The organism is Streptomyces sp. NBC_00358 (assembly GCF_036099295.1).
Classification (GTDB): domain Bacteria; phylum Actinomycetota; class Actinomycetes; order Streptomycetales; family Streptomycetaceae; genus Streptomyces.
The window spans coordinates 7,230,440-7,243,622 of the sequence record NZ_CP107976.1 but is presented as its reverse complement, the minus strand read 5'-3'; the positions used below and the strand labels follow the sequence as shown (position 1 = coordinate 7,243,622).

Genomic DNA, 13,183 nt, shown 5'->3' with positions numbered 1-13,183 from the left:
TCGGCCGGGCCGAGGTGCGCGTGCGACGTGGTGCCCGTGTATTCCGCGCGGAACGCCCTCGTCGGGCTCCGCCGCGACCGCTTCCGGTGGGCGACCGGGTTCTCAGAGGACCTTGGAGAGGAAGGCCCGGGTACGTTCGTGCTGCGGCCGGTCGAGTACGTCTGCGGGGGCGCCCTGCTCGACTATGCGGCCGTCGTCCATGAAGACCACGGTGTCGGCGACCTCGCGGGCGAACCCGATCTCATGGGTGACGACGATCATCGTGGTGCCCTGGTGCGCCAGGTCCCTGATGACGTCGAGGACCTCACCGACCAGTTCGGGATCGAGCGCGGAGGTCGGCTCGTCGAAGAGGAGCAGCTTCGGCTCCAGTGCGAGCGCGCGGGCGATGGCCACCCGCTGCTGCTGCCCGCCCGAGAGCTGCTTCGGATAGGCGTCGGCCTTGTCGGCGAGCCCGACCCGGTCGAGCAGGGCGCGCGCGGTCCCGGCCGCTTCCTTCCGGGGGCGCTTCAGCACGGAGAGCGGGGCCTCGACGATGTTCTCCAGCACCGTGAGGTGCGGGAAGAGGTTGAAGTTCTGGAAGACGAAGCCGATCCGGGTGCGCTGCTTGAGGATCTCGCGTTCCGGCAGTTCGTACAGCGTGTCGCCGGAGCGCCGGTATCCCACGAGCGCGCCGTCGACGCTGATCCGGCCCCGGTCGGCCTTCTCCAGGTGGTTGATGGTCCGCAGCAGCGTCGACTTGCCGGATCCGGAGGGTCCCAGGATCACCGTGACCTCTCCGGCCCGTACCGCGAGGTCGACCCCTTTCAGCACCTCCAGCGAACCGAAGCGCTTGTGGACGGACTTGATGTCGACCATGACCGGTGGGCCGGCCGTGGAGGTGCTCATCGGGTGATTCCCTTCGCGAGGTGTCGTCGTGCGGGATGCCTAAGAGGCGTCAGGCCGCGACGTGACAGGACAGTGCCCGCAGGAACGTGAGCGCGGCGCGCGCCGTCGCGTCGTTCTGCCGGAAGGCCGGGCCGCCGGTACGCGGCCGGGTGAAGGCGCCCGAGCCCCGGGCGTCGGTGTGCGGGCCGAGCGCGAAGCGCCGGGGGTGCGGGGTGCCGGAGCGTTCCAGGACGCGCCCGTCGGCGGGGTCGACGGCGAGCAGCCCCTCGGGCGTCGCGGCGGCCCCGTCCGCGTACAGCTCGCGCAGCAGTACGTCCCGGGTGCGCTCGACGGTGGGGTGCGGCAGCCGGGCCTCGACGAGCGCCCGGGCCTCGACCGTCGCGCCGGGCACGGTGGAGCTGCCCGCCCGGAAGACCCCGTCCTCGGCGGTGACGGTCATGTCCGCGCCGACGAACCGCAGGATCCCGGCCCGCGACAGGGCGAGCATCCGACGCAGCCGGGGTCCGGGCGGCCCCGACGCCACACAACTGAAGAAGCCGTGCCACCACGGGCCCGTGTCACCGAGCTGGACCAGTTGCCCGTAGACGGAGAGCAACCCGTGGAAGACGGCCAGGTCCACGCTGTGCGACGGATCATGACGTCTCCTCATGTCGTCCTCGATGTACGTCCGCAGTCCGTCCTGCAGGTCGTCGTACGAGGCGTGGCGCACCCCGTCCAGCGGACGGTCGAGCGCGGCGAGGTCGAGGTGGTCGGCCGGGTCGGGCACGGCGGACGCCACCAGGGCCCGGATCTCGGCACCGGAACCGGCGGCGTACCTCTCCTCGAAGTCGCTCCAGGCGACCCGGGTGCGCTCGGGGTGTGCCGCGAACAGGCGGTGGTAGTGCGCGAACCCGAGTTCCTTCTCGATCAGCGGCCACACGTCCCGCCGGAAGTCGGGCCTCTCGGAGCGGGCGAGAAGGGCGTCGACCTCGGCGGGCCCGAAGAACCGTGGCAGCGGAGGCCGTTCGCCCTCCCAGCCGTAGCCGATCTTCGAGTGGTAGGGGACCCCGCGCCGGGAGCCCACGTACAGGATCGGCTCCCGCCCCGAGGGCAGGTAGCTGTCGCCCTCGTACCGCCCGCCGCGCCCCTCGGTGAGCAGCACCATCAGGTCGACGAAGGCGAGCCCGAAGCCGCGGACCAGGACGGGTTCGCCGGGCGCGAGAGCCGACAGGTCGCTGTCGGCGGTGAAGTCCGGCGGCAGATGGACCAGCCCGTGCTCCGTCGCGTACGCGGCCAACCGGCTCTGCTCGGTGTCGAGTTCGGCGTCGAGATGACCGATCGTCAACGCGACGAGGTCGGTGAGGAGCGGGCGGGGACGGCCTTCCAGCCACACCTGCTGGCGGCCCTCACGGGGTCCGCTCACCCGCAGCGCACGGCACGCATGACGGTGCACCCGGATGCCCGGCGGCAGGGCGGCCACGGCACGCTCGTACACCCACCGCAGGTAGGCGCCCTGTCGGGACCGGCCCGCGAAGGTCTGCCCGTCGAGGCCCGCCCACACGTCGAGCGTGGGCCCTTCGAGCACCGGTCCGGCCATGTCGACGCTCTCGTCGGTGAACATCGTGACGTCCCGCGCCTCGGAGTTCATCCACAGCAGCGGCGACTGCTCCTCGCGCCAGATGCGTCCGGCACCCGACGGATACGGGTCCACGACATGGATGTCGAGCCCCGAACCGCCGTACAGCTCCGCCGCGTTGGCCGCGATCCGTTCCAGGAGACCGGTCCCCCGCGGCCCGGCCCCGACGATCACCAACGAGGGGCGCCCGGTGCTCATCGGGTGCGCTCCGAACCGCGCGCGTAGTGCTTCTCGACGTAGTGCTGGCCGACGCCGAGGACCGAGGTGACGATGATGTACCAGAGGGTGGCCACCATGAGGAGCGGCATGACCTGGTAGGTGCGGTGATAGACGAGCTGCACCGAGTAGAGCAGGTCCTGCACGGCGATCACGCTGACGATGGAGGTGCCCTTGAGGGTGCCGATCAGCATGTTCCCGGCCGGCGGGACGATGGAGCGCATCGCCTGCGGCAGCACGATCCGCCACCAGCGGCGCCACCGGCTCAGGCCCAGCGCCTGCGCGGCCTCGATCTGCCCCCGGTCGACGGAGAGGATGCCGCCGCGCACCACCTCGGCGGCGTAGGCGGCCTCGTGCAGGGTGAGGCCGACGACGGCGACGGTCACCGGGCCGAGCAGGTCGACCGTGCGCACACCGAGGATCTGCGGGTACAACGCCCCGATGTTGAACCAGAACAGCAGCTGGACCAGGATCGGCATCGACCTGAAGAGCCAGACGTATCCCCAGCTCACCGTCCTCAGTACGGGGTTGCTGGACAGCCGGAGCGCGGCGAGCAGGGTGCCGAGCGCGAAGCCGAGCGTCATCACGACCGCGGTCAGCCAGAGGGTGAGCCACAGTCCGCGCAGCACGGAGGCGGAGGTGAAGTACTCGCCGACGACGTCCCACTGGAACGCGTCATTGCGTACTACGGAGTTGAGGGCGAGCCCGAGCAGGACCAGAACCGCGACGGCGGTGGTCCACAGGCCGGTGCGACGCCTTGGGACGATGCGCAGGGAGGCCGCTTCGTCCGGTGCGGCGGCGACCTCGGTGAGGGTGTCGGAGGACATGCGAAGACTCCGTGATGCGTCGAGTCGAACACGGGTGCCTTCACACAGGTCACGCTGGGCGCCCGGGAGCGCCGTACGGCCGAGCCCCTCAGCAGGGCCGTGGCATGAGAGTACGGGGGCGTTTCCCCTCGATGTCAAGGCTGTCCATACTGTGAGCCGTACGTCTCAGGGCAGTTGACGCACAAACAGATGCCTGTTCCACTTGGCCCATGCATTCGCGGCAGTGGCTGGTCAAGCGCTCCCACATCGACTTCGGTCGCGTGTGGTCCTCTTCCTGTTGAGCTGACCCCCCTGCGTGTCCCCGTCCCGGACGGGCGCCTTCCGCGTTTCTCCTCTTCCCCACGCCTTCACACGCGCACCCCTCCCCTCCCTTTGCGCCTCTTCACTCCCTGCCTTCAGGAGACCGCACACCATGCGTACGTTCTCGCGTACCCGAAACAGGCATTTTGCGTCCTTTGCGCTGCTTACCTCGGTGGCCCTGCTGGTCACCGCGTGCGGATCCGGTACGGACGGCGCCGCCGCCGGAAGTACCGCCCGGGCCGCGGCGCGGGCCGACAAGATTCCCACCACGGACGTCGTCTCGCCGATCCGCAAGGATGCCGCCGCCGCCAAGTTGCTGCCGGCCGGGACCCGTTCACTGACCGTGGCGATCAGCGTGTCCGGTTCACCGCCCGGGACCTCCTACCTGGCGGACGGCAAGACGCTGACCGGGCAGGACGTCGACTTCGCGGACGCCGTCGCCAAGACCCTCGGCATCGAGCTGAAGCACGAGTCCGCGAGCTTCGAGGCGATCCTGCCGGCCCTCGACAGCGGCAAGTACGACTTCGGGGCAAGCAACTTCGGCGTCACCGACGAACGTCGCAAGGTGATCGACTTCGTCACCTACGTCAACGACGGCCAGGGCTTCGCCACTCGCGCGGACAGCAAGCTGCCGAAGATCACCGAAATCCGGCAGCTCTGCGGGCTGAACGTCGCGACCGCGGCCGGGACGACCTTCGAGGCGACTCTGGAGGAGAACAAGAAGGTCTGCCGGGAGGCGGGCAAGAAGGACTACAAGGTCCAGACGTACAGCGAGCAGGGCGCCATCTGGTCCTCGCTGCAGCAAGGCCGCAGCGACCTCGTGATGAGCACCATCAACGGCCTGCGCTACGCCGTCGCCCACCAGCAAGGGGTCAGATTCCTCAACGAGTTCCACCGTCTCGACGTGGGCTTCGCCTTCAAGAAGGGCAGCTCGCTGGCACCCGCCTTCCGCGCCGCGGTGAACAGGCTCATCGCCGACGGAACGTACGAGAAGATCCTCGACAAGTGGGGCACGAAGGGTTCGGCGATCACGAGGTCACAGATCTCCCCGCCGGAGCTGAAGGACTGAGCGGGACCGAACAGGACCGAGGCGGACCGAGCAGGACCGAGACTGACCCAGCACGCTCCCCGACCGCTCGGAGCACCCCCGACGGGAGTGCTCCGAGCGCGCCGTCACAACCCGCAGTCGCAACACGAGCAGCACTCACAGCATTCGCAGCACTGGCACGCCTCGCAGCAACTGCAGTCGCAGTCACAGTCGTTCAGGCATCCTCCACGCTTCTTGCGCGACCACGGACCCTCGTACTCGGCGGCGCAGCACATCTTGCAGGTGCAGCACAGCCCGATGGCGGACGCGCAGCCGGCCCAGAATCCGCGCCTGCCGGGGGTCGGGGGCTGGAAGGACGGCCCGCCGCCGAAGGGGCTGCCGCCGTACGGGCCGCCTCCGTGCTGGGGCGGCGGCCCGAAGGAGCCCTCCGCCGGATGCCCGCACCCCGACGTCCCGAACGCGCGGTCCACCGACCGTCCCAGTTCGTGGGCGAGCAGGACATGCGCCAGCCTGCTGTCGGTGAACTCGGCCTCCCGCAGGGCGAGCCGTATACCGTGCAGGGCGTCGTCGGCGAGCCGACGGGCCTCGGTGAGCGAGGTCCCGGTGGCCGTGAGCGGGTTCCAGGCACCCGACGCGGCGTCAGTTTCCCTGTCCTCGACGGCGTCCAGCAGATGAGCGAGCCGCCCGAAGAGCCGGCCGGCCTCGGCCAGCGGCACCGCGTTGCCGGGGCGGCCCGCGAGGACGGCGGTGTGCGCGAAGGCCGCGCCGGTGGCGGTCTCGGTGGGTTCGGTGACGGTCAGCAACGGCGTTCCGGGCCCGGCCAGCGCCTCGACGCCGATCTGCCGGTCCACCGCGTCGACGAGGACGGCCGTGTCGAAGCCGACCTCGGATCCCGTACGCGCCCCGGCCCGCCCCCAGCTCGCGGCCACCCGGCGCGCGGCGACCGCGACCGGCTTGCGCGCCAGGAGGCCGTCCCCGTCGGCGACGTGGTCGCGCACCTTCGCCGAGGCGAGCACCAGCGAGACGGCGGCGGCGAGCCGCGCGCCCTCGCCCTGCGCGACGGAGGCGGTCCGCATGCCGCGCAGCGGACAGGGACCGGCGGTGCGCCGCCATCCCGTCGTGCGCTCGGCCTGAGCCTCCGTCAGAACCGATATCAGCAGGCCGTCGTAGTTGGTGACCACCCGCGCGAACTGGCCGTGGTCCCCGCGCAGTGCGAGACACAGCCCGCACAGATGCGCCATCCACTGCGTCTTGAGCCCTTCACCGAGGCGGTGGGCGCAGGGCCTCACGATTCCGAACACGACACTCCCCCGTGACACGTACGACGTCGAGGTGCGGCATCGTATCGAGGACCCCGTTCACCCGTACGCACCGCTCGTCACCCGGTCGCCGAGAGAAATCATATTTCACTCACAGTCAGCAGCCGCATACCGTACGACCCTTGGGGCACGCGGGCTCTCGACGGATTCGCTGTGCACCAGTACCGTCACGAAACCCCCGCGCGGCGTCTATCCACTTGGCGCGACATCCGCATCATGGACGACCATGGGGATGCGGAAGCACGAAAGACCGCTGTGAGAGGAGGCGTCCATGGGATCGGTGCGCAAGGCGAGTGCCTGGCTTGGCCTCGTCGACGACAACGATGACGAGCGTTACTACGACGACGACTACGCCGAGGGTCAGGACTCCGGCGACGCGTGGGTCACCGACCCGCGCGTGAAGGTTGCTTCCGAGACGGCGGAGGAGAAGGGCCGCCGGATCGGCACGGTCACCCCGGACAGCTTCCGGGACGCACGCGGTATCGGCGAACTCTTCCGGGACGGCGTCCCGGTCATCATCAACCTCACGTCCATGGAGGCGTCCGACGCCAAGCGCGTGGTGGACTTCGCGGCCGGACTGACCTTCGGCCTGCGCGGCACCATCGAGCGGGTGGCGACCCGGGTCTTCCTGCTGACCCCGGCCAACACGGAGATCGTCAGCGGCGAGGCCGCGAGCCGTCAGACGGACGGTTTCTTCAACCAGAGCTGAGGCAGGGCCGCTCACCGGCCCTGCCTTGCCGGGGCTTCACGAGCGGGGCCTTCACCTGAAGGCGTCGAGCCCGGTGAGCGCCTTGCCCAGCACGAGCTGATGCATCTCGACGGTGCCCTCGTACGTGAGCACCGACTCCAGGTTCGTGGCGTGCCGCATCACGGGATACTCCAGCGAGATTCCGTTGGCGCCCAGAATCGTGCGCGAGGTACGGCAGATCTCGATGGCCTCGCGTACGTTGTTGAGCTTGCCGAAGCTGACCTGCTCGGGGCGGAGCCGTCCCGCGTCCATGCGGCGGCCCAGGTGGTGGGCGAGCAGGATCCCCTTGTGCAGTTCGACGGCCATGTCGGCGAGTTTGGCCTGGGTGAGCTGGAAGCCGCCGATGGGGCGTCCGAACTGTTCCCGCATCTTCGCGTAGGCGACGGCGGACTCGAAACTGGAGCGCGCCGCGCCCATCGCGCCCCACACGATCCCGTACCGCGCGTGCGAGAGGCACGCGAGCGGGCCCTTGAGGCCGACGACGTCGGGCAGGACGGCGTCGGCCGGCAGCCGTACGTCGTCGAGGACCAGTTCGCTGGTCACGCTCGCCCGCAGGGACCACTTGTGCTTGATCTCGGGAGCGGAGAACCCGGGTGCGTCGGTGGGCACGACGAAGCCGCGGATGCCGTCGTCGGTCTGCGCCCAGACGACGGCGACCCCGGCGACGGAACCGTTGGTGATCCACATCTTGCGCCCGTTGAGGACCCAGTCCCCGCCGTCGCGCTTGGCGTGCGTGCGCATGGAACCGGGGTCGGAGCCGTGGTCGGGCTCGGTCAGTCCGAAGCAGCCGATGATCTCGCCGGAGGCCATGCCCGGCAGCCAGGCCAGCTTCTGCTCCTCGCTGCCGAAGCGGTGGATGGCGTACATGGCGAGGGAGCCCTGGACCGAGACGAGCGAACGGATCCCGGAGTCGGCGGCTTCGAGCTCCAGGCAGGCGAGGCCGTACTGCACGGCGCTGGCCCCCGCGCACCCGTATCCCTGGAGTGACATGCCGAGCGCGCCGATTCCGCCGAGTTCCCGTGCCAGTTCCCGGATGCCGGGCAGCTCGCCCTTCTCGTACCAGTCGGCGACATACGGCAGCACCCGGTCCGCGGCCCAGGTCCGCACGGTGTCGCGGATCGCGAGGTCCTCCGCGTCCAGCAGGTCGTCGATGCCGAGCGGATCGGCGGGGTCGAAGGGCGGCAGCTTCGAGGACGCGGACATACGACAGCCTCCGGCAGGTTGATAACTAGCACCGCTAGTTAAGGATCTCGGCCCGACGTTACGACGCAGTGTCCCGCAAGTCCAGGGAGACCCGGCGGCTCTCGCACGGATCATGCCGCCGCCCCTGGTCCCGGGCAGAGACCCGGAGTCCCCCTGGCGCACCCCGGGGTCTCTAGGCGGAGACCCGGGTCCCGGTGATGTCCCGGGGGGACGGGATTCCTGCCGGGCCCGGGGCGGAGTCCGTGCCGGAGCCGTCCTCGGCGGGTCCGGCGTTCTCGGCCCGGCCGGAGTACGCGCCAGGGGCGGAGTCCGTCGTGGGTGCCCCGCAGTCCATGACCCGCGGCAGCCGCAGCGCCATCACGGCGCCCAGCAGCAACAGACCCGCGCTCACCAGCAGCGTCACATGCAGTCCGTGCACGAAGGAGTCACGGGCGGCCTGCCGCAGGGCGCCGCCGGAAGCGCCTCCGAGCCGGTCCGCGACCTGGTACGCCTCGCCCAGCGAATGGCCCGCCGCCGTGGAATCGGCGGCCGGGACCCCGGGGACGGACGACAGTCCCGGCGTGTACGCCGCGTTCATCACACTGCCCAGCAGTGCGATCCCCAGCCCGGCGCCCAGTTGGTACGAGGTCTCGCCGATCGCCGCCGCGCCGCCCGACTGGGCCTGCGGCGCCTCGCTCAGCATGGACTCGTACGCCCCGAAGAGCGTGGTCTCCAGACCGAAGCCGAGCAGCACGAAGCCGAAGAGCAGCAGCCCGGTGTTGTCGTGCCCGCCCATCGCGGTGAGCGTGACCACGGCGGCCGCGGTGAGACAGAACCCGAAGCAGACCATCGCGCGCGGCCCGAACCGCCGCAGCAGTTTCGCCCCCGCGAGCCCGGCGGCCATCGCCGCGACGGTGAGGGGCAGCAGCCGCAGCCCCGTCTGGAGCGGTGACAGGCCGAGCACCAGTTGCAGGTACTGCGCGGCGATCAGTTCGAGCCCCACGAGGGCGAGCATGGCGAGGACGATGCATCCGACCGAGGTGCTGAAGGCGGGACGCGCGAACATGCGCAGGTCCACCAGCGGATGCGCGCGCCGCCGCTGCCGCCGCACGAAGAGGGCCATCAGCACCGCGCCGAGGAGGAGCGGCGCGAGGGTGAAGGGGCTGAGGGGCGCCTCGCCGCCGCCGAGGCGCTTCACACCGAGGACGAGTCCGAACAGACCGGCGGCGGCCATGAGCGCCCCCACCACGTCCCAGGGACCGTCGCGGTCACCGCGGGACTCGGGCAGCAGCAGCCGTCCGACCGGCAGGCTGATGATCATCAGCGGGATGTTGACGAGGAAGACCGATCCCCACCAGAAGTGTTCGAGGAGGAAGCCGCCGAGCAGCGGCCCGACCGCCGCGCCGACGGCGGCGACGGCGCTCCAGATGCCGATCGCGAGCGCCCGCTCGCGCCGGTCGGGGAAGACCTGGCGCAGGATCGACAGCGTGGCGGGCATGATCATCGCGCCGCCGACGCCGAGCAGGGCGCGGGCGCCTATCAGGAGCTGTGCGTTCCCGGAGAAGGCCGCGATGCCGGAGGCGACGCCGAACAGGGCGTAGCCCAGGAGGAGGATCCGCCGGCGGCCGACGCGGTCACCGAGCGTGCCGAAGAGGATGAGGAGCGAGGCGCAGACGAGCGGGTAGATGTCTACGATCCAGAGCAGTTCTATCGCGCCGGGCTTCAGGTCCTCGGTGACGGCGGGCACCGCGACATGGAGCACGGTGGCGTCGAGGGCGACCAGCAGCAGGCTGACGCACAGGACGACAAGGACGACCCAGCGGTTGGCACCGGCCCCGGTCTCCCGACGGCATCGCGCAGCGGCCGTGGTCGTCCCGGACATGTACGTACCTCCAGAGATTCCCTCGCGTCCGGCGGATCCGCAGGGTGGGGACTCCCTGGGGGCTGCGGCCCGAAGAGCGGAATCCCGGGCCCACGCAACAAAGGCGAGTGAGCCGTCAGCGTACGCGAGTTCTCGCCGATGACACGTGGCGGACCTCTCACGTTCGCCTGGCCGGGAGTGTGGCGTACGCCACGCCCGCACCGCTCGTCACACCCCCGCCCGGCCCGCCGGTTCCGGGGGCGGCCGATAATCGAGCCCGTGACCGATCCGAAGACGCCCGGCGCGACGCCGCCCCTCGCGGGTGCCCTGCGCCGCGCCGCACCCGCCCTCCTCGGGTACGCGGCCGTGCGCGTCCTGGGGCTCATCACCCTCGCCCTGTGGAGCGCGGCGGACGGCAGGAGCGCCCACCGCCTGCTGTCGCAGCGCTGGGACTCGCTCTGGTACACCCGGGTCGCCGAACTCGGCTACGGCTACGAGGTCCGCCTCCCGAACGGTGACGTGCATTCGAACCTCGCGTTCTTCCCGCTGCTGCCCTGGCTGGAGCGGCTCGGCTCGGCGGTGACCCCGCTGTCGTACCCGGACGCGGGCCTGCTCGTGTCGGCGGCGGCCTCGCTCGCCGCGGCCTGGGGGATCTTCGCGGTCGCCGATCATGTACACGGCCGCCGGGCGGGGGTGTGCGCCGCGCTGGTGTGGGCCGTCCTCCCCGTCGGCGTCGTGCAGTCGATGGCGTACAGCGAGTCACTGTTCACGGCTCTCGCCGCGTGGTCGCTGTACGCGGTGCTGACCGGCCGCTGGCTGACAGCGGGCCTGCTCGCCGCGTTCGCCGGGCTGACCCGGCCGGTGGGGGGCGCGGTGGTCGCGGCGCTGTGGGTGGCGGCGATTACCTCGTTCGTGGGAGAGCACCCGCGCGACGGAAGCGCGCCCCGGACGGACGGCGCGCGCCGGTGGCGGCGCGCCCTCGCCATGATCATCGCGCCGCTGGGCGCCGCCGGTTACGTGCTGTGGGTGGGGCACCGCACCGGCAAGGGCCCGCTCGGCTATCTCGACGTCCAGGCGGGCTGGCGCAACGGCTTCGACGGCGGCTACGCCTTCGGCCGCTTCGTGGCCGAGAAGTTCACCTCGTTCCCGGGCGCCCTGGCCGGTGCCGGACTGATCGCCGGGGTCGCGCTGGTCCTGTGGCTCTACGTGACGTGCGTACGGCAGGGTCAGCCGCCGGCGCTCCTGGTCTACACCGGCGTCGTCATCGCGCTCGCCCTGTGCGCGTCGAGCTACTTCGGCTCGAAACCCCGCCTGCTGCTCCCCGCCTTCCCCCTCCTGTTCCCTCTCGCGGTGGCCCTGGCCCGGCTGCGTACGTCCAGGTCGGCGCTGGTCCTCGGAGGTGTCGCGGTGGCCTCGGCGGTCTACGGGGCCTTCTGGCTGAACGGCTCGGGACCTCCCTGACCGGCCCCGCCGCGCGCCCGCGCGCGGGCGGTGAGCGACCGGAGAATTCCACACCATCATCCGGTGAACGAATATATAAGTGCCATAAAAGCGAAGCCATAAAGGATCAATGGAATTGAAGGCTCCGCACGCCGGGGATTGCGGATTCTTTGGAAATGAACATGATCCTGAGAGGAATCCCACATCACATCGTCATCACAAACCGAGTGAATCGGCCTGGAACGCAGCTCACTCGCTGTAACGTCGATTGAGTGCGTACCGAACGAAACCTCACCCGTCTGGACCGGGTCTTCGCCCGGCTGGACCGTGAGCCGGAACGACCGGCCCACATCGATGTGCCGAGGATGAGTCGGCACAGGGTCGTCCTCTTCGCGGCGACCCTGGCCTTCTACCTGGCGATCGTGTGGGCCGTGGCGATCACGTCGTGGCTGGTCCGGTTCGACTGGCAGGTCATGTTCTTCCGGCCGTACCAGCAGTGGCCGGAGATCCACGCGTTCCTGGACTACTACGTGGTGCTCGGCCAGCGCGGCCCCACCGCCGTGATGGTCGCCTCGTGGCTGGGCTGGCGCTCCTGGCGGCAGCACACGCTGCGCCCGCTGCTCACCCTGGGCGCGTCCCTGCTGCTGCTCAACATCACGGTCGGCGCCGCGAAGCTCGGCATGGGCCGCCTGGGCCCGCACTACGCCATCACCATCGGCTCGAACGAGATGGGCCTGGGCGGCGATATATTTCCTTCGGGCCACACCGCCAACGCCGTCGTGACCTGGGGAATCCTTGCCTATCTGGCGTCGACCCCGAGAGCCAGGCGCTGGCTCTCCGCGCTGTCCGCCGTGACCTCGCTCGGGGTCGGCCTCACCACCGTCTACCTGGGTACGCACTGGCTGAGCGATGTCCTGCTGGGCTGGGCCGCGGGTCTGCTGATCCTGCTGGCGCTGCCCTGGTGCGAACCGCTGATCGCCCGCTCCGAGGCCGGGATCTTCTCGCTGCGCGACCTGTGGCGCGACCGTCGCGGCCGTACGGCGCCCGTGCCGGCACCCGTACCCGCTCCCTCGCCGGCCGGCGCCCCGGTCATGGCCACCCGGCCCACCGCCGTGGACAGCGAGGTCCCGGCCCGGGAGACGGTCGCCTCCCGTCCGCCCAGAGCCCCCGTCCACCTGGCCCCGGGTCCGCACACCGCCCGTTCGGAGCGCACCCCGGTGACACCGGCGGGCAGCCGCCGCCCGCCGCACCCGGAGCGTGCGCGCGCGGCCACCGCCGCCTCGGCCCGGCCGCTGACCGGCAACTGAACACCGCGGGGCCGGTACGCACAGCCTCTCCCCGCACCGTGAAGGCCCCCGGCTCATCGAGCCGGGGGCCTTCACGTGTCCTGTCGCGTCACCCGCCCGTGTTCCGGCCCACCGGTGCCGAGGCGGGCGGCGCGTCCGGTCCCGGCCGGGCGGTCAGCCCTTCCAGGCGCGGGTCACCGTACCGTCGGTGACCTCGAAGTTCAGCCGCCCCACCAGGTACTCCATGGTGATGATCGCGCCGGGCGGCAGCGAGCGCACCGACGACCAGCCGTGCTCCCGCGCGCGCTCCTCGGCCTCGCTCACCTCCAGTCCGACGTAGCTGTCCGGACTGTCCTGCGGCTCTGCGGCAGAGGGGGGATCGGTTGCCATGACCGCCACGTTAGGCGGCGCGCCCCGGCGGCGGAAGCCCGATCGGCGACCAAGCGTCACCTATCC

The 13,183-nt window shown here is 70.8% G+C and carries 11 protein-coding genes; 4 read left to right on the top strand and 7 right to left on the bottom strand.

The window, feature by feature from the left end; all coding sequences use genetic code 11:
• Positions 1-102: 102 nt before the first annotated feature.
• Genes OHT01_RS30950 through OHT01_RS30940 form a run of 3 tightly spaced genes read right to left on the bottom strand, consistent with a single transcriptional unit; the run spans position 103 to position 3,543 of the window.
• Entirely contained in the window at positions 103-885 is a 783-nt protein-coding gene (locus OHT01_RS30950) for an amino acid ABC transporter ATP-binding protein (RefSeq protein WP_328556389.1), read from the bottom strand.
• Between the two features lie 49 nt (positions 886-934).
• Positions 935-2,698 carry an FAD/NAD(P)-binding protein gene (locus tag OHT01_RS30945; RefSeq protein ID WP_328556388.1) on the bottom strand — a complete coding sequence of 588 codons (1,764 nt, stop codon included), beginning with the start codon at positions 2,696-2,698 and terminating at the stop codon, positions 935-937.
• Complete coding sequence (locus OHT01_RS30940) at positions 2,695-3,543, bottom strand: amino acid ABC transporter permease (protein WP_328556387.1); 849 nt, start codon at positions 3,541-3,543, stop codon at positions 2,695-2,697. The genes OHT01_RS30945 and OHT01_RS30940 overlap by 4 nt, the downstream gene beginning before the upstream one ends.
• Before the next feature lie 412 nt (positions 3,544-3,955).
• Here OHT01_RS30940 and OHT01_RS30935 point away from each other — a divergent pair, with 412 nt between their 5' ends.
• Positions 3,956-4,912 carry an ABC transporter substrate-binding protein gene (locus tag OHT01_RS30935; protein ID WP_328556386.1) on the top strand — a complete coding sequence of 319 codons (957 nt, stop codon included), beginning with the start codon at positions 3,956-3,958 and terminating at the stop codon, positions 4,910-4,912.
• A 104-nt stretch (positions 4,913-5,016) separates the two neighbouring features.
• Here OHT01_RS30935 and OHT01_RS30930 read toward each other — a convergent pair whose 3' ends face one another.
• On the bottom strand, positions 5,017-6,192 hold the full coding sequence (locus OHT01_RS30930; protein ID WP_328556385.1) for a DUF5685 family protein: 1,176 nt from the start codon (positions 6,190-6,192) through the stop codon (positions 5,017-5,019).
• A 289-nt stretch (positions 6,193-6,481) separates the two neighbouring features.
• Between OHT01_RS30930 and OHT01_RS30925 the strand changes: the two genes are divergently transcribed.
• The gene (locus OHT01_RS30925; RefSeq protein ID WP_328556384.1) at positions 6,482-6,919 is read left to right on the top strand and encodes a cell division protein SepF; all 438 of its coding nucleotides are present in this window, start codon (positions 6,482-6,484) and stop codon (positions 6,917-6,919) included.
• A 51-nt stretch (positions 6,920-6,970) separates the two neighbouring features.
• Here OHT01_RS30925 and OHT01_RS30920 read toward each other — a convergent pair whose 3' ends face one another.
• Positions 6,971-8,161 carry an acyl-CoA dehydrogenase family protein gene (locus tag OHT01_RS30920; protein ID WP_328556383.1) on the bottom strand — a complete coding sequence of 397 codons (1,191 nt, stop codon included), beginning with the start codon at positions 8,159-8,161 and terminating at the stop codon, positions 6,971-6,973.
• 172 nt (positions 8,162-8,333) lie between these two features.
• Entirely contained in the window at positions 8,334-10,022 is a 1,689-nt protein-coding gene (locus OHT01_RS30915; RefSeq protein ID WP_328556382.1) for an MFS transporter, read from the bottom strand.
• 258 nt (positions 10,023-10,280) lie between these two features.
• Here OHT01_RS30915 and OHT01_RS30910 point away from each other — a divergent pair, with 258 nt between their 5' ends.
• Positions 10,281-11,462 carry a glycosyltransferase family 39 protein gene (locus tag OHT01_RS30910; RefSeq protein WP_328556381.1) on the top strand — a complete coding sequence of 394 codons (1,182 nt, stop codon included), beginning with the start codon at positions 10,281-10,283 and terminating at the stop codon, positions 11,460-11,462.
• 251 nt (positions 11,463-11,713) lie between these two features.
• Entirely contained in the window at positions 11,714-12,748 is a 1,035-nt protein-coding gene (locus OHT01_RS30905) for a phosphatase PAP2 family protein (protein ID WP_328556380.1), read from the top strand.
• Between the two features lie 153 nt (positions 12,749-12,901).
• Here OHT01_RS30905 and OHT01_RS30900 read toward each other — a convergent pair whose 3' ends face one another.
• Positions 12,902-13,117, bottom strand: a complete 216-nt coding sequence (locus OHT01_RS30900) for an I78 family peptidase inhibitor (protein ID WP_328556379.1) — start codon at positions 13,115-13,117, stop codon at positions 12,902-12,904.
• Between the last annotated feature and the right edge of the window lie 66 nt (positions 13,118-13,183).